Origin of the sequence: Streptomyces sp. NPDC088124 (assembly GCF_040685895.1) — a bacterium.
Lineage (GTDB): Bacteria > Actinomycetota > Actinomycetes > Streptomycetales > Streptomycetaceae > Streptomyces.
The window spans coordinates 39,875-59,774 of record NZ_JBFBJB010000011.1 but is presented as its reverse complement, the minus strand read 5'-3'; the positions used below and the strand labels follow the sequence as shown (position 1 = coordinate 59,774).

18 protein-coding genes are annotated in these 19,900 nt (G+C 70.4%); 10 read left to right on the top strand and 8 right to left on the bottom strand.

What is annotated here, in order from left to right; translation table 11 throughout:
• Nucleotides 1–8 precede the first annotated feature (8 nt).
• The 3 genes from AB0P17_RS11360 to AB0P17_RS11350 all read left to right on the top strand — a co-directional run bounded on the left by AB0P17_RS11360 (nucleotide 9) and on the right by AB0P17_RS11350 (nucleotide 2,219).
• On the top strand, nucleotides 9–1,139 hold the full coding sequence (locus AB0P17_RS11360) for a TetR family transcriptional regulator (RefSeq protein ID WP_365809783.1): 1,131 nt from the start codon (nucleotides 9–11) through the stop codon (nucleotides 1,137–1,139).
• A gap of 58 nt (nucleotides 1,140–1,197) precedes the next feature.
• The gene (locus tag AB0P17_RS11355; RefSeq protein ID WP_365809782.1) at nucleotides 1,198–1,464 is read left to right on the top strand and encodes a hypothetical protein; all 267 of its coding nucleotides are present in this window, start codon (nucleotides 1,198–1,200) and stop codon (nucleotides 1,462–1,464) included.
• Between the two features lie 68 nt (nucleotides 1,465–1,532).
• Complete coding sequence (locus AB0P17_RS11350) at nucleotides 1,533–2,219, top strand: hypothetical protein (RefSeq protein ID WP_365809780.1); 687 nt, start codon at nucleotides 1,533–1,535, stop codon at nucleotides 2,217–2,219.
• 783 nt (nucleotides 2,220–3,002) lie between these two features.
• On the opposite strand, the gene AB0P17_RS11345 is transcribed toward AB0P17_RS11350, so the two are convergent.
• From AB0P17_RS11345 to AB0P17_RS11330, 4 genes are all read right to left on the bottom strand, one after another.
• The gene (locus tag AB0P17_RS11345; protein ID WP_365809778.1) at nucleotides 3,003–4,232 is read right to left on the bottom strand and encodes an MFS transporter; all 1,230 of its coding nucleotides are present in this window, start codon (nucleotides 4,230–4,232) and stop codon (nucleotides 3,003–3,005) included.
• Nucleotides 4,233–4,323: 91 nt separating this feature from the next.
• The gene (locus tag AB0P17_RS11340) at nucleotides 4,324–5,223 is read right to left on the bottom strand and encodes a dihydrodipicolinate synthase family protein (RefSeq protein ID WP_365809776.1); all 900 of its coding nucleotides are present in this window, start codon (nucleotides 5,221–5,223) and stop codon (nucleotides 4,324–4,326) included.
• Nucleotides 5,224–5,264: 41 nt separating this feature from the next.
• Complete coding sequence (locus AB0P17_RS11335) at nucleotides 5,265–5,972, bottom strand: phenylalanine--tRNA ligase beta subunit-related protein (protein ID WP_365809774.1); 708 nt, start codon at nucleotides 5,970–5,972, stop codon at nucleotides 5,265–5,267.
• A gap of 80 nt (nucleotides 5,973–6,052) precedes the next feature.
• Nucleotides 6,053–6,889: an EamA family transporter gene (locus AB0P17_RS11330; protein ID WP_365809773.1), complete on the bottom strand. Its 837-nt coding sequence runs from the start codon at nucleotides 6,887–6,889 to the stop codon at nucleotides 6,053–6,055.
• Nucleotides 6,890–7,003: 114 nt separating this feature from the next.
• Here AB0P17_RS11330 and AB0P17_RS11325 point away from each other — a divergent pair, with 114 nt between their 5' ends.
• Together AB0P17_RS11325 and AB0P17_RS11320 are read left to right on the top strand one after the other, a co-directional pair.
• Nucleotides 7,004–7,579 carry an XRE family transcriptional regulator gene (locus AB0P17_RS11325; RefSeq protein ID WP_365809771.1) on the top strand — a complete coding sequence of 192 codons (576 nt, stop codon included), beginning with the start codon at nucleotides 7,004–7,006 and terminating at the stop codon, nucleotides 7,577–7,579.
• A 58-nt stretch (nucleotides 7,580–7,637) separates the two neighbouring features.
• On the top strand, nucleotides 7,638–8,891 hold the full coding sequence (locus AB0P17_RS11320) for an MFS transporter (RefSeq protein ID WP_365809770.1): 1,254 nt from the start codon (nucleotides 7,638–7,640) through the stop codon (nucleotides 8,889–8,891).
• A 228-nt stretch (nucleotides 8,892–9,119) separates the two neighbouring features.
• On the opposite strand, the gene AB0P17_RS11315 is transcribed toward AB0P17_RS11320, so the two are convergent.
• A complete protein-coding gene (locus AB0P17_RS11315) occupies nucleotides 9,120–10,274 on the bottom strand; it encodes a serine hydrolase domain-containing protein (protein WP_365809930.1) in 1,155 nt (384 codons plus the stop codon).
• Between the two features lie 622 nt (nucleotides 10,275–10,896).
• Between AB0P17_RS11315 and AB0P17_RS11310 the strand changes: the two genes are divergently transcribed.
• Nucleotides 10,897–11,274, top strand: coding sequence for a transposase (locus tag AB0P17_RS11310; RefSeq protein ID WP_365809928.1), 378 nt, complete (start codon nucleotides 10,897–10,899; stop codon nucleotides 11,272–11,274).
• Between the two features lie 226 nt (nucleotides 11,275–11,500).
• Nucleotides 11,501–12,820 carry a cation:proton antiporter gene (locus tag AB0P17_RS11305; protein ID WP_365809768.1) on the top strand — a complete coding sequence of 440 codons (1,320 nt, stop codon included), beginning with the start codon at nucleotides 11,501–11,503 and terminating at the stop codon, nucleotides 12,818–12,820.
• Between the two features lie 31 nt (nucleotides 12,821–12,851).
• Here AB0P17_RS11305 and AB0P17_RS11300 read toward each other — a convergent pair whose 3' ends face one another.
• A complete protein-coding gene (locus AB0P17_RS11300; protein ID WP_365809766.1) occupies nucleotides 12,852–13,178 on the bottom strand; it encodes a hypothetical protein in 327 nt (108 codons plus the stop codon).
• A gap of 307 nt (nucleotides 13,179–13,485) precedes the next feature.
• Nucleotides 13,486–13,974, bottom strand: a complete 489-nt coding sequence (locus AB0P17_RS11295) for an SRPBCC family protein (protein ID WP_365809926.1) — start codon at nucleotides 13,972–13,974, stop codon at nucleotides 13,486–13,488.
• Nucleotides 13,975–14,561: 587 nt separating this feature from the next.
• On the opposite strand from AB0P17_RS11295, the gene AB0P17_RS11290 reads away from it, so the two are divergent.
• The 3 genes from AB0P17_RS11290 (at nucleotide 14,562) to AB0P17_RS11280 (ending at nucleotide 17,870) form a co-directional block, all read left to right on the top strand.
• Nucleotides 14,562–16,913 carry an arylsulfatase gene (locus AB0P17_RS11290; protein ID WP_365809764.1) on the top strand — a complete coding sequence of 784 codons (2,352 nt, stop codon included), beginning with the start codon at nucleotides 14,562–14,564 and terminating at the stop codon, nucleotides 16,911–16,913.
• A 108-nt stretch (nucleotides 16,914–17,021) separates the two neighbouring features.
• Nucleotides 17,022–17,498, top strand: a complete 477-nt coding sequence (locus AB0P17_RS11285; protein WP_365809762.1) for a DUF6325 family protein — start codon at nucleotides 17,022–17,024, stop codon at nucleotides 17,496–17,498.
• 93 nt (nucleotides 17,499–17,591) lie between these two features.
• Entirely contained in the window at nucleotides 17,592–17,870 is a 279-nt protein-coding gene (locus AB0P17_RS11280; protein WP_365809760.1) for an SHOCT domain-containing protein, read from the top strand.
• Nucleotides 17,871–18,405: 535 nt separating this feature from the next.
• Here AB0P17_RS11280 and AB0P17_RS11275 read toward each other — a convergent pair.
• On the bottom strand, nucleotides 18,406–19,899 hold the full coding sequence (locus AB0P17_RS11275; RefSeq protein ID WP_365809758.1) for a gamma-glutamyltransferase: 1,494 nt from the start codon (nucleotides 19,897–19,899) through the stop codon (nucleotides 18,406–18,408).
• Nucleotide 19,900: the final 1 nt, after the last annotated feature.

Sequence of the window (19,900 nt, the reverse complement as noted above, 5' to 3'; positions counted from 1 at the left end):
GGGACACGATGGCGAGACTGACTCGTGCACAGCAGCAGGAGCGGACCCGTGCGGCGGTGCTGGTGGCGGCCCGGCAAGAGTTCGCCGAATACGGCTACGCCGAGGCCAAGATCGACCGGATGGCCGAGCGGGCCGAACTGACCAGGGGCGCGGTCTACTCGAACTTCACCGGCAAGCGCGCGCTGTACCTCGCAGTACTCGCCGACGCCGCCGAACAGGCCTGGGTCTCCGCCCAACCGCCGGTGGAATCACCCGATTCCACCGGGCGGGCCCTGGGCGCCTTCGCCAGGGTCTGGCTGGAACGGCTGCCCCTCACCGGCGACACCCCGGGGAGCGGCCATCTTCAGCTGCGCGCACTGTCCGGAGTGCTCGACTCCGAGCCGTCCCGGGCCGCGCTCGCCGAGCTTTTCCGATTCGAGGCCCTGCTCCTCGCCCTGGCGCTGGAGCCGCACACCGCCGTACGCCGCTCGACGATACGACTGGCCGAGCTGGCCCTGACCTTGCTCAACGGGGCGGCCGGTCTCGCGGAGAACGCTCCCGGGATCAGCGATCCGTTCGACCTGGCCCGCGCCGCCGAGCACCTGGCCGACATCGTCCTCCTCGACGACGGGGAACCGGCGCACCTGCCCTTCGTCGCTCCGGCGCGGCCGGTGGAAGACCCGTGGGTGACGCCCTGCGGACTGCGCGACGAGATCACCGGCAGCCGTGTCGACCTCGGAGACGACGGCGTGGTGGTCGTACTGGGCGTCGGGCGGCTGTCGGCGGCCGAGGAGGCGGTGTCCGCAGCGCGGCTGCGCGACGCGGTGACGTTCGTCGTCGTGACAAGCGATCCCGCCGAGATCGGCCGACTGGCCCGACTCCGGATCGTCGATCTCGTCGGCTCTCTGCGCCGGGTGTTCGCGGCTGGGGAACTGCCCCGGCCGCGCATCGTGTTCGACGACGGTGGCGCGGTTCCGGCGGCCCTCGGCCGGAAGCCGGCCGACGACCTCACCGAGGTTGCGATCCGGGTGCGCGACGGGCTGATCGTGGCCCGCGCGGAAGGACGTGGCGCCGGCCACGCCGTGGCCACCCACACCACCCGTGAACGCCGTCGGCAGTGTGACGGCGCGAGTCCACAGAGGCCCGCGGACGAGGTGTGAACGGCCGACGCCCGTCAGAGGCGACCCTGCGGAGCCGCTGTCCTGGGGCGATCAGCTGATGTGGTCGGTCCGGGACATCAGGACCGACATCCCCATGCTCTTCACCACGGTCGTCACGACGGTCCCGGATCTCTCCCCGCGCCTGCCCCAGTGGTTCGACGTCGATCACCCCGCCATGGTGATGACCGACGTCTGCGAGCCCACCCTCGTACTGCTGCGCAAGGATCACCTCACGGTCGAAGCCCGGCTGGAAGTAGCTCCGCACGAGTGCCGCACCGGATCCCGCGCCCTGCTGTCCTGGGCCCCGCTGGCCGTCCAGCCGTGACCGGCAGTGCGCAACCGGTCGGGCGAAAAGCGGGCGCCAGCGGGGTACTTCACGACATAGTGGGTTCCGTGGATTTCGCTGACCACTCCGCCTACCGCGTCCCCACCGGCAGACCCTTCTTACTGAAGGAGCTCTACTCCAAGCTCGCGGGCGTCGGGGAACTCATCGGCCAACTGCCGGTACCCGCCGACCCCACCGAGTACGAGGAGATCGCCGACAGCCTCTACTCGCTGTTCAACGTCGCCCGGAACCTGGCCCCGGACCGCAACTCGACCGGCTGCCAACCGCATCCGAAGGGTGCCGTCGGCTGGGGGCGCTGCCTGCTGTGCAACAGCCACCGCCGCACCGGCCGACCCGACGTGAAAGCGGCACCCCAGGCACCCCGCCACAACTGGGCCGTCCCACCCCCGCCCTACGACCACACCGTCCTCGCGCAGACCATGCAACTGATCAACGACCTGGCATCGGAGATCAACTTCCGGTCGGAGGACGAGACCTTCGTGCATCTGGGCGATCTCACGCACGGGGCCTTCGTCGTCGCCCGGGAGCTCTCCCGTCTCCGCAACAGCTCAGGATGCGCCCAGCACCCCGGAGCGCCCATCGACCCCGCCGCCCCCGGCGGCCCCCAGTGCCTGTTCTGCCAGGGCCAGGCCCGGCGCCAGCAGACCGGACCGCCCACCGTGGCCATCCGGCCCGTCCCCGGATACGAACGCCGCCGCATGCCGCGCCCGCACCATCCGTCCAGCAGCGACTGAAGACCGGTGGCAGGGGAGCGGAATGAACGTCCAGCCAGAGTGCGAGCCCGACAGCCCGCGTCGGACCCGCCACCCCCACCGAGCTCCCGTACTGGGGAGGAGATTCCCTCGTGGGGCCCCGGCTCACCGCGCCGTGCCTCGCGTGCGGCATGGCCACCCACCGCCACCGCACCCCCGACGTCAACAGCCCCCACGCCAGCCGCCCCCACTCCGGCACCACCGACCCCGGCGGCGACAGCTCCGGCGAGCCGGAGGGCGGCAAGGTCTGGATCGCACTCGTCCCGGGCGACTTTCGACCCGGTGCTTCGCCGAAGACGAGATCTACCACTTGTCCGGCGCCATCGCTTGGCCCGGTCAGCATCACCGCGACCACGGCACCGCCAAAATCGCCCACAACGCCTGCTGCCGCGGCCGACACCAGACCCGGCCCGACAGCAGCCGCGGCGCCGCCGAACTCTGGCAGGCCATGCGCCTTCGCAGAACCCGCTCCCCGCGCCCCTGACCTCCGGGGAACGACCGCGCTCGCGCCCGGGCGGCGGCCACCGCCCGTCAGCTTTGCCCCGAAGCCGGATCGCGTGAACCTGGGGATGCAGCGTTGGTACCTGCGCCTTTGCACGATAGTTGGCGCCTTACGGACAGTCAGTGGCCGGTCAGCTCACCGCGCAGCGTGGCCTGCCGGAATGCCGCGATCTCCGCCGTTGATCGCTACTCCGAGCGATTGGACCGCAGCTCGGCACTTAACGATCGCACCCGCCCAACTACGACGCTCGGGTCCGGCGGGATTCAGCCGCTGTGGTGGCGTTCTGTACGGGAGAGCAGGGCGCTGGTGAGAGTGAGGGCGGTGGCGCTGAGGAGGGGGAGGAGGATGCTGGTGCCGATGATGGCTCCGGCGGCTGCTGTTCCGGCGGATCCTGCGGTGATTTTCAGGGCGCCGACCCAGACGAACATCTGTCCGCGGGCGTTGTCGGGGGCGTATTCGTTGCGAGCGGCGAGGGTGGCGGCGAAGAAGTAGGCGTTGGCGATGCCGGCTGCGGCGTAGCCGGTGACGGCGAGGGTGAAGGTGGGAGCGAGGACGATGACCGCGAGGGTGAGGGCGATGGTGGCGGCGAGGCGGGTCATGAGCCGGTCCGCTTCCGCGCGGGCGGGGCGGATCATGACGCCGACGGATCCGGCGAGGTTGCCCAGGCCGTAGGCGGCGGTGAGGAGGCCGGCTGCGGAGGAGCTGACGCCGAGTGTGTGGGTGCTGGAGACGGCGGTGATGGGGAGGGCGGCGACGCTGAAGGCGACGGTCACGGTCAGATAGAGCGTGCGGCGCAGCGGTCCGGAGGCGAGGATGCCCGCGAGTGTGCGGAAGGGGCGCGGGACGTCCGAGGCGGCGCTGGGGGCCGGGGTGTGAGGGAGGAGGCGGATGACGGCGGCGGCGATGTAGCACCCGGCGGCCAGGACGAGGGCCGCGGTTGAGGGTGAGGCCCAGGCGGAGACGGCGGCGACGAGGGTGGGCCCGATGGTGCCGCTGATGCCGTAGGTGGCCACGTCCCAGCCCTGGGCGCGGCGTTGGCGTTGTCGGCCGTGGCCGGCGATGGTGGGCAGGCGGCTGCTGATGCCTCCGGTGAGCAGGGGGCCGAAGAGGCCGGAGACGATCAGGAGGGCTGCGGGGACGGCGGGGTGGGCGTGGGGGTAGAGCAGGACGGCGGCGGCGAGGGTGGTGCCGTGGGCGAGGGAGGCTGCGGCGATGACGGTGCGGCCGTCTCGTGCGGTGTCCAGGCTGCGGGCGACGAAGGGGCCCATCAGGTGGGGTGCGGTGATGCAGGCCCCGAGCGCGCCGGCCAGCCAGCCTGATCCGCCGCTGGAGGTCACCATGAGGACGATGGCCACGACGGCGCCGCCGTCGGATGTGCGGGCCAGGGTCGCGGCGAGGACATAGCGGGCCAGCGGCCCCCAGCCAGGACTGCTGGTGTCCGGACCGTCGGTCGCCCGCCTGTCGGTGTTCGGTCCGAGGACGGTCGGGGCCACTTCCGGGAGCGCCGGGCCGGTCTGGTGAGGGCCGCCGCAGCCGTTTCCTTTCCGCAGGCGGGGAGGGAAACGGCGTGTCCGTGATGGTTGGTCAGGCATGGAGTTGCAGGCTCTTCATCACGGTGGCGACCTGGGTACGTTCCTTCGGGTCCAGGCCGCGCAGCGGGAGGGGGAGGTTGACCGGCGAGGTGAGGCCGAGGTGGGCGGCTGCTGCTGCGATGACGCGCAGGGATCCGCCGTGCTGGGCGAAGAGGTCGAACAGCGGCTGGAGCCGCCGGGATTCCTGCTGGGCCCGCTCGGGCTGTTCGCCCTGTGCGGCCCGAGTGAGGGTGAGGGCCGGCTCGGGGAAGGTGCCGCCGATGACCGAGTACCAGGTGTCGCATCCTGCGTTCAGGCCCCGGGCGGCGTCCGCGTCACCACTGACTCCGATCGTGATCGTTGCGGGCAGCAGTTGCCGCAGGTGCTCGATGCGTGCCTTGGCTGCCGCGGGGTCGGCGGGGACGCCGGGGATCTTGATGGAGGCCACGTTCGGGAGCCAGGCCAGCCGGGTGTAGAGCTCGTCGGTGAAGGTGAAGTGGGTGGTGCCGGGGTTGTCGTAGATGACCAGGGGGACGGACAGGTTCGCGGTGACGTCTTCGAACAGGCCGAACACGTCGTCCTCGGTGAGCGGCTGGTAGGAAACGGGCGCGAGGAGGACTCCGGCGGCCCCGGCGTTCTGCGCGTCTTCGGCTGCTTCCAGCACGTGACGGGTGCGCAGGGCTCCGATGCCGACGATGACGGGGACGTGGTCGGCGTGCTCCACCGCGATCCGGGCGGCGCGGGCGCGTTCGGCCCGGGTCAGGTAGGCGTAGGAGCCCGTGGAGCCGAGCGCTCCGATCGAGTCGACGTCGGCGGTGGCCAGGCGCCGGACGAGCCGGCCATACGCCTTCTCGTCGATGCCTCCGTTGCCGGGGATCGGGGTGAGCGGGAAGGCGCTCAGGCCGGTGAACACGACGGGTCCTCCAATGTGACGTGCGGCCGGGCGGGGTGGGTTCAGGCGGTGGCTGCGGGCTGGGCGGGGCTGAGGTAGTGCAGGCGGGTCTGCGCGGCGTGGGGCAGGAGCAGTCCCTGGAGTTCTTCGGCGGCGGTCTGGAGGTGATGGCCGTCGCGGGGCGCGTGAAGCGTTTCGAGGACGAAAGCGACGTGGGTGGAGTCTTCGGTGACGCGGGTGCGGTGGGCGTCGCGGTGGTTCCAGTGCCGGGTCAGGACGCCGGTGGTGTCGGCGTAGATGATCTCGCCGGGCTTCGGGTTCTCCACGGTGTCGGGTTCGCCGAGCGGGGTGAAGGTCTCGCTGCCGTCGGCGTAGCGGATGTCGACGTGGCCGGTGACGTGGTCGAGGTCGAAGGCGCCGGCGGGCAGGCCGTGGCGGACGGAGACGGCGTTGTAGGAGTCGACGGCCGGGTTGATCCGGGGCAGGGTGCCCTTCTTCGCCAGGCGGCGGCCGAGGGCGTCGACGCTGGGGCGGATGCGGCGGGGGTTGGTGCCGAAGGACCGGTAGGCGGTGTGCCACGCCTCGATCCGCGGGTTGCTCTCGTCGGCGGGCCGCCAGCTCTCGTCGGCGAGCTGCTGCTCCAGCTCCTCCAGGGCCGCGGTGGTGTCCGGCCAGGGCTCGTGGCCCCGTAGTCCGGTGGCGGTGACCAGGGCGATGAGGGTGTCGGGGAAGGCGTCGGCGACAGCGGGGCTGATACGGAAGGCAGTCATCACAGATCCGTTTCCATGAGGGGTGCGGGCGAAGGGAACAGGCCGGCCCGAGGGCGGGCACAAGCCGGGGCGTCGGCGTGTCAGGTCAGGGCGAGGAGACTGACGGCGACGGCCGCGGTGCCCAGGCCGACCAGTTGGCCGCGGTGGATGCGCTCGGCCAGGACGCTCCGGGCGAGCAGGACGGTGCCCGCCGGGTACAGGGCGGTGATCACGGCGACGACGGCGAGGTCGCCGCTCCGGACGGCGAGGAGGAACAGCAGGTTCGCCACCGAGTCCAGCACTCCGGCGGTGGCCGATATCACGTAGGCGGGCTTCTCGGAACCGAGCTTCCGGTACATCATCCCGGCGGCCGTCAGGGTGACGGCGGAGGACACCGCACGGCCGATGATCAGCGGGGCGACGCCGCTGTGGGAGGGGGCCTGGTGCAGGAAGATCAGTTGCAGGGCGATGGCGGCGCCGGCGCCGAAGGCCAGCAGGATCGCCGTGCGCGAGGGGCGGGCGGACTTCGCACCGTTTCCCGCGCTGACCAGCATCACCGCGGCCAGGGCCAGCGGCAGGCCCACCAGCCCGGCCAGACCGAGGTGTTCACCCTGGAACAGCCCGACCCCGACCGGCAGCATCGCGGAGACCAGCGCGGTCACCGGGGAGAGCACGTTCATCGGCCCGATCGCCAGGGTCTTGTAGAGCAGGGCGAACGCGGCGGCCGAAGCGACGCCGGAGGCCGCGCCCCAGCCCAGGGCGCCGGGACTGAAGGAGGCTCCGAGGACCGGCCACAGCAGCAGCTCGACGACCAGGGAGGCCGGAGCGGCGATCATCACGGTCCGCAGCACATGGGCCTTGCGGGCACCGAGACCGCCGAGGAAGTCGGCACATCCGTAGGCCAGGGAGCTGCCCAGGGCCAGCAGCAGAGCAAGCACAGCACATCCTTTAGTGTTCAATGGAACGACTAAACTGTACGACGAACCGACCGTGATGTGTCAACCGAACGACCGCATGGTCCGGCAGACCGAAACGAAGGAGAGGGGCAACCGATGGCGGAGACCGAGGCGGCTCTGCGGACGCTCGCGCACAACGTCAGATCCGCGCGCACCCGCGCGGGGCTGTCCCTGGACGAACTCGGACGGCGCGCCAAGGTGAGCAAAGGCTCACTGTTCGCCCTGGAAAAGGCCCAGGGGAACCCGAACTTCGCCACCCTGGTCCGTCTCGCCGACACCCTCGGCATCTCGGTGTCCGCCCTGATGGAAGGGGCCACCCAGGATCGCGTCCGGGTGGTGTCCGGCGACTCCGTCATGCCTTTGTGGGCGGGTGAGCAGGGCAGCGAGGCCCGGCTGATGCTGACGACGTCCGGCCCGGCCCCGGTCGAGGTCTGGCGCTGGAAACTCCAGCCCGGCGAGGAGTACCCCAGCCACCCACACCAGGCCGGCGTCGTCGAGACCGTCAGCGTCACCGAGGGCCGCATGGTCCTGGTCGTCGACGGCGTGGAGTACTCCGTCGAGGCCGGGGAGACCGCCACCTTCGACGGCGACGTGACCCACACCTACCGCGGCGAAGGCGACCAGACCTGCCACCTGATCATGACCGTCCACCTGCCACCAGGCCCCGCCTGAGCCGCACCACCCCGTTTCCGCTCCTCTCCCGCACGTGAACAAGGAGAACCCGACGCTCATGTCCGCAGCCGCGAAGGAATCCATCGTCCGGGCCGCGGGCATACCGCACCTGCTGGTGGTGGTGCTGTTCTGCTTCTCCGGATTCGCCCTCCTGCTTCCGGTCTCACCGGCATGGGCCGTCCACGGAGGAGCTGACGAGTTCGGCGCCGGCCTGGTCACCGCCGTCCTCATGGCCGCCACCGTCCTGGCCCAGCTGTGCGTCAGAACGACCCTGCGCACGCTCGGATGGTCCCGCACCCTCGCCCTCGGCGCCCTCCTGCTCGGCCTGCCCTCCCTCCTGCAGGCCCTCAGCGACCACCTGCTGCCCGTCCTGCTGACGACTGCCCTGCGCGGCGCGGGCTTCGGCATCGTCACGGTCTGCGGTGCCACCGCCGCGGCCGTACTGGCCCCACGCGGACGCCAGGGCGCGGCCATCGGCCTCTACGGTCTCGCCGTCGCCCTGCCCCAGGTCGTCCTGACCTCGGCGGCCCCCTGGCTGACCCACACGTTCGCCCTGCCCGCGGTCATCGCCTGCGGCGTACTCCCCGTCCTCGCCCTGCCCTGGACACGCGCCCTCGGCCACGCCGTCGAAGCCCGCACCGGCAGCCCGGAACCCCAGGACGGCCCCGCCCGGAACCCCGCCCCCGCGACCACGGTCCTCCGACGCATCCGGCGCCCCCTCGCCGTGCTCCTCCTGGTCACCGCGGCAGGCGGAGCCGTACTCGCCTTCGCCCCGCAATTCACCACCACCCCCGCGCTCGCCGCCACCGGGCTGCTCGCCCTCACCGCCACCGCCGCCCTGGCCCGCTGGGGCTGCGGAGAACTCGCCGACCGAATCGCCCTGCGGCCCATCACCGGCATCCTCGCCCTCACCGCGTGCGCGGGCACGGCACTGATCGCGTCCGCCGTCGGCTCCGACAGCGCCACCGTCCCCGCGCTGATGGCCGGACTGCTTCTCCTGGGGGCGGCGTACGGGGGACTCCAGAGCCTCACCCTCGTCCAGGCGTTCCACTACGCGGGCGCGGAGAACCGGCACGCCACCTCGGTCGCGTGGAACATCGGCTACGACGCGGGCACCGGCCTCGGATCCCTCATGCTGGGCCTGGCGGCACAAGTGGCCACGTTCTCCGCGGGCTTCGTCACCCTGTCCGTGCTGCTGGCCGCCGCGGCCCTGACCGTTCTCCTCGCCAGCCACAACCCGCCCGGCGACCCCGAGGGCAGCCCCCACCGCCTTGCGCGCAAGACGAAACGCCGACCTCTCGGCGACCGTTGAGACCAGTGTGAACCGGGACTTCTGCGCACGTGGCAGCAGGTGCCGGCCGCGTCGTTCGGGCTGTCCGGCGCGACGGCCCGCCTGCACCCTCATCTGCTGCCGCAGGCTGACCAAATGAGATGACGTCCGAGTCAACGGCCGTTTCGGCTGAGGGGGCACCGGCACCGGTGGGGGCGATCGGCGCACACCGGTCGCCCCCACCGGCCGCAAGCAGCCCGGTCTGCCCGATCAGCTGCAGAACTCCGCCTCGACGACCTTCTTGGTGTCACCCGCCCAGTCCGCGTTGAAGTTGAAGGCGATCGAGTGGCTTCCGTCGCGGGTCATCGCGACCGCGGACAGCGAGCCTCGTGTATCGCCGCTGTGGCCCCAGATCTCCACACCACACGGCAGTTCCTGGCGGAGCAGACCCAGACCGTAGCCCGCTGATGCCTCGGAGGCCACGTCGACGGTGTCCATCATCTCGCCGAGCTGCTCCGCCGGGAGCAACTCGCCCCGGAGCAACGCGCGGTAGAAGCGTTGCAGATCGGCCGAGTCGGAGATCATCGATCCTGCCGCCCCCGCGACCGTCGGGTTCAGCTCGGTCACATCGTGGATCTTGGCGGCGGGATCCGGCGAGAGCAGCTTCGAGTAGGCCCGGCCCGAAGGACGGGGCATCCGCACCTCGGTCCCCGGCGCGCTGGTGGCGCGCAGCTCCAGCGGGCGCAGGATACGGCGCTCGATCTCGGTGCCGTACGGGCGTCCTGTCACCCGCTCCACGATCATTCCGGCGAGGATGTAGTTGGTGTTGGAGTAGTGGAAGCCCGAACCGGGCGCGAAGTAGGGCGAATGGCTCATGGCCTGCGCGATCAACTGCTTCGGCAGCCACGTGTCATAACGGTGCGTCAGGAAGCCGTCGCCAGCCACCTTCTGGCGGAACTCCGCGTCCGAGGTGTAGTTGAAGATCCCGCTGGTGTGATTGAGCAGCTGGCGCACGGTGACGGTGCGCCCGTCATGGCCGTTGCCGCGTACCACCCACGGCAGTCGGGACTCGACGGTGTCGTCCAGGTCGAGGCGTCCCTCGGCCTCCAGTTGGAGCAGCACGGTGGCAACGAAGGTCTTGGTGAGCGAGCCGATGCGGTACCTGTCCTGGGGCAGCCGCTCGCGGCCGGTGGTCCGGTCCGCGACTCCGGCGGTGCCGTTCCAGACGCCGTCGCGGTCCGTCACCCGCGCCAGCGCGCCGGGGACCCCGTCCCTGACGGCGGCGGCCAGTTGCTGCTGAGTGGCGTAGTGGCCGGCCCTCCCGGTCCATGACCCGTTCCCGTCCGCGTCCTGCCCGGCCGAAGCGGCCACGGCGGGGCCGGTGAGCGCGGTACTCACCAGCGCGGCCACGGTCAGCGCACCCATCCACGCGCGCCGCGCGCCGCCGCGGTGCGCCGCGGACGAACGGGGCGGTCGGATCCTGTGCTTCGTACGTACGGCCATGTGAACTCCTATGTCTGTGCGTGCATTCGACGGACAGACGCCCGTGCCGCGCCGGAAGTTCTCACCTGGCTGAGTGCGATCTCCTGGTTTCGTGTCAGTGGTAGGGCTGTCGGTAGCGAGGATTGCATTTTGGTCCTGGGGCCGTAACAGCGAGGCGCCTTTCGACGTCGAGCATGTCGTCGTCTTCATCGACGGCCGTGTAGGTCGCCCACCACTGTGCGAGAAGGCCAGCAGGATCATGACTTGCCGGGGAGGACATCTGCTCAGGGAAGACCTCCCCGGACCCCCAAGGGCGGAACTCGCCATCGTTCGGGTCCAGCGCGTCGAGGAGCAGCGGCCACAAGCCGGAACGTGCGTGTTCGGTGTGCATCCGCGTCCACAGCTCAGGCGCGGCTGGCCCGCCACTGAGCCACAAGGGCTGTCGATCTCCGTCGCCTTCATCGGATGTGACCATCCGACCGGGCGGGAGCAGGCCTGAAGTTGCCCCGGTTTGATGGGCAACCTTTCGCTTTGGGGCACTGGGTCCCGCAAGGAGGAGTTCATCGTGCCAAGGACGCGTCCGGCCTACCCGCCGGAGTTCCGTCGCCAGATAGTCGAGCTGGTGCGGGCCGGCCCGTCGCCGGAGGAGCTGGCGAAGGAGTTCGAGCCGTCTGCCCAGACCATCCGCACCTGGACCAGCCAGGACCGGGTGGACAGCGGGGAACGCCCCGGCCTGACCAGCGACGAGAAGGAGGAGACCCCGCCCCGGCCTCGTCCATCACAGCGACAAGGGCTCCCAATACACCAGCCTGACGTTCGGTCAGCGATGCGACGAGGCAGGGATCCGGCCTTGGCTTCTACAACCCCCGGCGCCGCCATTCGGCGAACGGCCAGCTCAGCCCAGCCACCACGAACGTCGTCACGCCATGAAAACACCACATAGAGTGCTCTACGCAGCCGCATAGCTCGCAAACCCATCGGTGTCTGTCAGACCGGAGCAACTCCACGGCACCCTCCGGCGTGTCCCGGTCGATGTCGGCGGGCAGCCCCTCGCCGCCCTGTAGAAGAAGGTGAGCGGGCGTTCAAAGGGACCAGCCAGGCTGTCGCAGCCGCGCACGAGTCGACGTTTCGCCGGGCATGTCCGGCGGGTGGATCCGGAGGGCAGGAGCATGAGCGGTGGTGCCTGGACCGGTGTGGCGGTGGCGGGTGTCACTGCCGGGTACGCACTGGTTTCGCGTCGGCTGTCCTCGACGCCGCTGTCGTCGGCGATCGTGTTCGTCGGTTGCGGGATCCTCATCGGGCCGGCCGTGCTGGACATCATCGACCAGGAGCGCGACACCGCGCCGGTCATCGCCCTTCTCGAAGCCGCGCTGACCCTGGTGCTGTTCACCGATGCCATGACGGTCCGCAGACATGACCTCGCGGCCGGGGGCTTTCTGCCGGGCCGTCTGCTGGGCATCGGACTGCCGCTGAGCATCGGGGCGGGCTGGCTGCTCGCCTGGCCGTTGCTGCCGGGGCTGACGGTGTGGGAGCTCGCACTCGTCGGCGCGATCCTCGCCCCCACCGACGCCGCCCTGGGCAAGACCGCCATCTCCAATCCCCGGGTCCCGGCGCTCGTACGGCACGGACTGAATGTGGAAAGCGGCCTGAACGACGGCATGGTGCTGCCGTTCTTCGTCCTGTTCCTGGCCGCCATTCCGGGCACGCGTTATGCGGCGGAGGGGGCGGGGGGTGTCTTCTGGCGCGCACTCGTGCTGAGCACCGCCCTGGGCCTTGTGGTCGGTGGGCTGGGAGGTCGGCTGCTGCAGTGGTCCAGGGCGAGGGGGTGGGTCACGCGGGAGTGGCGGCAGGTCCATGTGCTGGCCGTCGCGGTGGCGGCGTACGGACTCGGCGTCGTGACGGACGGCAGCGGCTTCATCGCCGCCTGGGTCGCCGGATTCGCCTTCGGGTTCGCCCTGCGCCGCTACCGGACCGGCCGCGAGAAGGAAAGCCCTGACCGCACCGCCGAGTTCGCCGAGAACCTCGGAGGACTCCTGGCGTCGATCAGCCTTCTGGTCTTCGGGGCGGTGCTGCTCGGCCCCGCACTGGAGCACCTGAGCTGGCGAATCGTCCTCTACGCAGTGCTCAGTCTCACCGTCGTCAGAATGGTGCCGGTGGCCCTCTCCCTCGTCGGGAGCGGGCTGCGGGCGCCGACGGTGGCGTACATCGGGTGGTTCGGGCCACGCGGTCTCGCATCCGTCGTGCTGGGATTGCTCGTGGTGGAGGAATCCGCCCACGTTCCAGGGGTGGAACTGCTGGGCAGAGTGGTCGCGGTCACCGTCGGCCTCAGCGTCCTTCTGCACGGCGTCTCGGCCGTGGCCCTCGCCGAGCGGTACGGCCGCTGGTACGAGAAGGCCGCGGCCGCCACCCGCGGCCTGCGCGAGGGGGCGCCCGTACCCGAGTCCCCGGGGCGCCGCAGGCTCGGCTCCCTGGACCGGCCCGAAAAGTGATGGCGCGGCCCGGGCGTCTCCAAGCCGTGTCTCAGCTGTCTCCGTCCGACAGCCAGCGCAACTCGATCTCGAGCCACTGGCTTTCGTGACGCCACCCGTCCAGGGCAGCCACCATCTGGCGGCTCACAGCGCCGACTGTCAGTGAGCGCCACCGGCAGCCCCTCAGGAACTCGACGAGTACTCCGATCCGCTCGTCATGGCGGGCCGCCGGCGCCGCATCGGCCGTTCCGGGTTCGTCGATCGCGGCGAGCGCGCGACGGCTGACCATTTCAGGGGTGAGTCCTCGCCACGTGTACGGGCTCAGCGCCTCGCTCACCGCCCGCACCCGCTCGTCGGTCGAGGAAGCCAGATACACCATCCGAGCCCTTCGCAGTGTGGGGACACTTCCCGTCGACGGCCACGTCGCGGTCAGCTCCGGGCCTCGCGTGCCCCCTGCATCGTCGGAGCCGCATTTCACGCTCATTGTACGTCCGCGGTCCTGCCGATCTCTGTGTGCCCGCTCACAGAGCCGAACGAGGATCGAGGCGGACCATTCGCATTCCGGGGGCCGGCACCGCTACCTCGCGCCGGAAGCGCACGGATCACGGCGGCGAAGCACATTGGTGGGAGTCGGTAGACCGCCGCCAAGCCCGGCGGTCTACCGACTGGAAAGCCGGGAATCCGACTCAACTGCCGACGTGGACACGGATGGTGCGCATGGCGCGGCGTTGCACGAACCTGATGACCGGACTGCTGATCCACAACAATGGCGTGGCCAGTGGGGTTGCCTCGATAGCCATCGTCCAAGTGAGGCGTGAGCCGGAGGGCCTGGAATCGATGGACCAGTCCTCCGCCGCGCGGCGGAGACCGGGAAGAGACGCCTCGAAAACGCCGAACATATATCGATGCGCGTCCTCCCAGCGGAAAAAGCGTTCACGAGCGGTGAACACTCTCAGCAACGTGACATCGCGTACCGTTCCGACACCGAACGGGCGCGGCGAAGCCCAGCGCAGGCCGGTGAACACCCATACCCAGTGGACCAGATCCTCTCCGGTCAGGACCTCCCAGATCCGCTCGGCAGGGGCGGTGGTCTCCACGGAGTACGCATAGCGGAAGGGGGCGGTATTCAGGAATTCATCTCCGCTCTCGGCGAGCGGATACCAATGCCGAGCCATGAGTGCCACCGTTCTCTCCCCCTCCCCGAGTGATTTGCACAAGATGCGGGAGTCCCGCGCTCCACTCAGATGGTGGGCATAATAGTGAGCTCTTTCGGGCAAGTGGACTAGTCGGCCATGCGATACTCGCCCCTCGACCGCCACTGGGCCACCGTGCGCGAGGAGCGGATTCGGCTATCGCTCCAGTGGCAGTCGTCATGGCCAGGATCTAGCATGAATGGTGCGTTACGCGTAGCGGAGGGGCAACCGGAGCGCATACGGAATCGACCGCGGCCGAAAAACCCGCATGCCAGACAAAAGCGTGCTACGGAAATCTCACCCGTTGGCCGAACCATCATGTGGGCTCATGAGCATCGCGGAGCGGTCCGCATGCGGCCCTCCGGTTGACCGGAGTGGGGGATGGTGACATGAGCGCCCGCGACGGCCGGCATTCGTATCAGCCCGTCCACGCAGCCGACTGGACATCACCGGTCAAGGGCCCAGCGGCACCGGACCACGGCGCGGTGCCGAAGACAGCTCGGTATCACTCACCGCATCCGCCGTTCCGCAGAGCCACTCGGCGGAACGGCGGAAGGAGGACAGGCACGATGCCAGTGAACGAGTACAAGCCAGGAAGCGGGTTCCCCGGAGTGATCGGGCGGACCACGGATGTGTCCAGCCCCGCATGGCCCGAACCACCACGCGCGGTACCGGGATCCCCCAACGTGCTGGCGATCGTGCTCGACGACACGGGCTACGGACAACTCGGCTGCTACGGGAGTCCGATGGAGACCCCCAGCCTCGACGGGCTGGCCGCCGACGGGCTGCTCTACAACAACATGCACACCACGGCGCTGTGCTCACCGTCGCGTTCCTGCATCATCACCGGCCGCAACCACCACGCCAACGGCATGGCGGCGGTCACCGAGATGGCCACCGGATACCCGGGCTACAACGGCAACATCCCGTTCGAGAACGGGTTCCTGTCCGAGATGCTGCTGGAGCACGGATACAACACGTACATGCTCGGCAAGTGGCATCTGATGCCCTCGGAGCAGGAGTCCCCCGCCGGCCCCTATGCCCGCTGGCCGCTCGGCCGTGGTTTCGAACGGTTCTACGGCTTCCTCGGTGGTGACACCAACCAGTGGTATCCGGACCTCCTGTACGACAACCACCAGGTCGATCCCCCCGGCTCACCGGAAGACGGCTACCACCTGACCGAGGACCTGGCGGACAAGGCGATGCTCTTCATCTCCGACGCCAAGCAGGTCGCTCCCGACAAGCCGTTCTTCCTCCACTTCTGCCCCGGGGCCACCCACGCACCGCACCACGTGCCGCGCGAGTGGGCGGACCGCTACCGGGGCCGGTTCGACGAAGGCTGGGACGCCTACCGGGAGGTGACGTTCGCCAACCAGAAGCGGCTGGGCGTGATACCTCCCGATGCCGTGCTGTCCCGCCACGATCCGGATGTCCCGCAATGGGAGTCCCTGTCCCCGGACGCCCGGCGCCTCGCCACCCGGATGATGGAGGTCTACGCCGGATTCCTGTCCCACACCGACCACCAGATCGGGCGGCTGCTGGGCTTCCTCAGGGAGACCGGCGAACTCGACAACACCCTGATCATGGTCGTATCCGACAACGGGGCCAGCGCGGAGGGCGGGGCCACCGGGACCGCCAACGAGGCGCAGTTCTTCAACAACGCCCCCGAACCGATCCAGGACAGTCTCGAGGCGATCGACGAACTCGGCGGCCCGACCACGTTCAACCACTACCCCTGGGGCTGGACCTGGGCAGGCAACACCCCGTTCCGGCGCTGGAAGCGGGAGACGTACCGCGGCGGCGCCAGCGACCCGTTCCTCGTTCACTGGCCGCGCGGCATCAAGGCGCGGGGAGAGGTGCGCACTCAGTACGCCCACCTCGTGGACATGGTTCCCACCGTCCTCGACGTCCTCGGGATCGAACCGCCCGACACCATCAAGGGCGTCACCCAGTCCCCCCTGCACGGCGTCAGCTTCGCCCACACCTTCGACAATCCGAACGCGCCGACGCGCCACCACACCCAGTACTTCGAAATGCTCGGCCACCGCGCCATCGATCACGACGGCTGGCGTGCCGTATGCCCCTGGCCGGGGCCCTCCTTCAGCGAGGCGCAGCAGCCCTTCGGCGCACCCATCAGCTCCGAGACGCTCTCCCGGCTGGACGCCCGTTCCTGGGAGCTCTACCACATCGACGAGGACTTCGCGGAAACCCGTGACACCGCCGCAGACCACCGCGACAAGCTCATCGAAATGGTGTCGCTGTGGTACGTCGAGGCAGGCAAGTACGACGTGCTGCCGATCGACGGCAGCGCCCTCGCACGGATGACCGTGGAACGCCCCCAGATCACCAAGGAGCGGACCAGCTACATCTTCCGGCCCGGCACCCAGACGCTGCCGGCCTCCGTCGCGCCCCGGGTGCTCAACCGGCCGCACAGCATCACCGCCGTCGCCGAGATCCCCGCCGGCGGCGCCGAAGGCGTACTGATGAGCCAGGGTTCGGGCGCTGGCGGCTGGAGCTTCTACCTCAAGGACGGCAAGCTGACGTACGTCCACAACTACGTCTCGCGAGCCCTCTACACCGTGTCCACGACCGACCCGGTGCCCGCGGGCCGCCACGAGCTGCGCTTCGAATTCGAACCGGCCGACAAGCCCGACCTCGCCACCGGCAAGGGCACCCCGGGGCGCGCCCAGCTCTACATCGACCGCCGCCTCGTGGCAGAGGCCGACTTCCCGGTGACCACCCCCATCATGTTCAACCCCGGCGGCCTGACCTGCGGCGCCAACCCAGGCCAACCGGTCACGTCCGACTACCGGTCACCGTTCCGGTTCACCGGTCTGCTCCACAGCGTGACCGTCGACCTGTCTGGCGAGCTCATCACCGACGCCGACAGCGAGATGCGTATGCACCTGGCCCGGCAGTGAACGGGCATCTTGGACCGCCTGCGAACTCGGCTTCGGCGAAAACCGAGCTGCTGCGGTCGCTCCGCGGCTGAGCAGCTCCCTCAATCAGACAGTGAGTGAGGAATGGACATGGGCGACGATGTGGACGAGATGGGACCGATCGACTACCTGGTGGTCGAATTTCCGGGCAGCCACATGACGGGGGAAGGGCTGCCCCTGCTGGTCGATCTCGTCGACCGAGGGACTATCCGGATCTTGGACCTGGTGTTCGTCAAGAAGGAGCCCGACAACTCGGTCGTTGCCATGGAACTCGCCGACCTGACCGGGGGCAGGACTGCCGACCTGGCCGTCTTCGAAGGAGCTTCCTCCGGCCTGCTCGGCCGGGACGACATGGAGGAGGCGGCCGCTGTTCTCGAGCCCGGCGACTCTGCGGGCATTCTGGTCTACGAAAACCTGTGGGCAGCGCCGCTTGCCAGGGCGCTGCGGCGCGGTGGCGCGCAACTGGTGGCCGGCGGGCGCATCCCGGTCCAAGCCGTCCTGGCCGCGCTCGACGCAGACGAATCAGGCTCTTCCTCCGAAGCCGGGCCCGCCGGGCCGGATTCCTGAGCTTGCCGGTCCGCTTCCGGAGGCGGTCTTCTCCGCTCCTTCGGGCCGGGGCCGGCTCAAGAACCAGAACCACAGACACCAGGGAGAAGAAACATGCCAGGTCTGATCCGCGGGGTCGCACGCACAGCCGTCGTCGCCGGAACCGCCACCGCCGTCTCCAATCGGGTGTCACGACGCCAGCAGGGCCGCTGGGCCCAGCAGGCTGCCGCCGAGCAGCCCGAAGCAGCCCCAGCGCCCCCGCCGCCCGCCCAGCCGGCCGACGACACGAACAGCACGATGGCCCAGCTGAAGGAACTCGGTGAACTCAAAGCCCAAGGGGTGCTCACCGATGCGGAGTTCGAGGAGCAGAAGCGCAGGATTCTCGGCTCCTGACCGTGCCCTCCGCCGAGGTGCCGCCCCTGGGTGGCGAACAAGGCGGACGGGCGAAGGCCGGACCCGCCCCGCGCGGGGCCGGATACCCTCCCGGCCGGTACCCGCAACCACTTCGCCCGAGGCCGGGACGGCTCATTGCCACTGGAGGGTTCGAGGCGGTCTTGCCGCGCCGAATCCCTCCCTCAGCGTGGGGCATGTACAGCATCGCGGTCACGGTGAGCACGCTCAGGGCGGTTCCCGTCAGGAGGGCGGCAGCCCTCAGCTCGTCTCGGTAGCGGTGTTCGAGAGCCGACACGAGCGTGAAGCCCCCGATCACCCTCGGGTCATCGTCCCTCAACGGCGCCACAACGCTCCGCCTCTCCCCGCACGACCTGCGACCGCCGCCCCGAAACACAGCCCAGCCCGACGACATCCAGTCCATGCAAGCCCGCGATTCCGATGTGCCGCTCTCCGTACGGCACCCACCCGCCCTGTGCAGTGGGCAGGTTGACGACGTCCGCCTCCCGAGTCAGCCGGGGGAGGGTCGTGGACGCGTTCAGAGCCGAAGGACGACAGCGGTCCCGTCGGCCCGGGGGTCGCTCGCCGCGTCGACCACGCCGGCGCGCATCCTCGCCGTCTGTACGTGGCCCGCCTCGTCGTGTGGCCCTGCCACTTCCGCCACCGCCAGCCCCAGACCGTGCGCCGTGTCGGCCAGGTGCCGCGCGTCCGGTACGCCGGGTTCGAGGACGAGGGTGGGTCGTGAACGGCCCAGATCGCGGGAGCCGATGACCCATCGGGGCCGGGCCAGCAGCGCGCCGGGGTCGGCGGCGTCAATGAGTTCGGTCCCCACCTGGGCGAGGATCCACGCCTGCGCTCGGCCGCCCTGGCAGCCGAGCGCCACGACGCGGTCGGGGCCGGTGGCGAGTGCCGGACACAGAGTGTGCGGGGGCCGTGCCCCGGGGCGCAGCGCTCCGGGGTGCGCGGGGTCGAGGCTGAAGGCCGAGCCCCGGTTGTGCAGCACCACGCCCGTGGTGGGTTCCGCGATGCCGGAGCCGAAGCTCTGGAACACGCTCTGAATGAGGGTGACGGCATTGCCTTCGTCGTCGACGGCGGTGACGGCCACCGTATCTCCGGCCGGTCTGGGCCCGGAAGGCAACGCGGCGCTCTCGCGGTGCTCGCGCAGCAGCAGACCGTCGAGGTCCACCGCCCCGCACCGGGGATCGCCGAGCAGAGTGTCACGGCGCAGTTCCGCGCTGCGCGCGGCGGTCAGCCGGTCGCCGTCGGCGCCGAGCACGGCGAGCAGTGCGGCGCCCTGGGTGGGAGGCGGAGCCGCCCACCAGGTGACACCGTCCCGGGTCAGGCTCAGCGCTTCGGTGTTCTCCGCCCGGTGCGCGGCGAAGTCCGCGAGATCGAGCAGGCTGCCGCGTGCGCGCAGACCCGATATCAGGCGCCGTGCGGTCGGTCCGGTGTAGAAGTGCCGCCAGTCCTCCGAGAGTTCGTCCAGGGTCGCGGCCAGGGCAGCCTGGATCAAGGGCGCGCCGACGGGCAGGGGCTCGCCCGCCGCGTCGAGCAGCAGCGCGGAGAGGCCCGGGTCTGCGCGTACGACGTCGAGCCGGTTCCGGATCGCCCGCGCCAGGCCCTCACTGACGGCGACTCCGTCCCGGGCCAGGGCCAGGGCCGGGGCCAGCGCCCGGCCGAGGGGCAGCCGCGCACCGATCCGGGCCAGCTCCGCCCAGCCGGCCACCACTCCGGGGACGGTCACCGTGTGCGGGCCGCCCGCGGGCATCCGCGGCCCGGAGGCCTTCAGCGGCTCCGGGCCGGCGGCCGTCGCGGCGGCCCCCGCCGAGACCACAGCGCGCACGGTGCCGCTCGCCGCGTCGCGGACCAGGGCGACCAGATCACCGCCGATGGAGCACTGGTGGGGGTAGGCCACGGTCAGTGCGGCGGCTGCGGCAAGTGCCGCATCGACCACACCTCCGCCCTCGGCGGCGGCCTGGCGTGCCGCCCTGATACCGGCGGGGTGCGGGGCGGCGATCGCGATCGTGGCCACG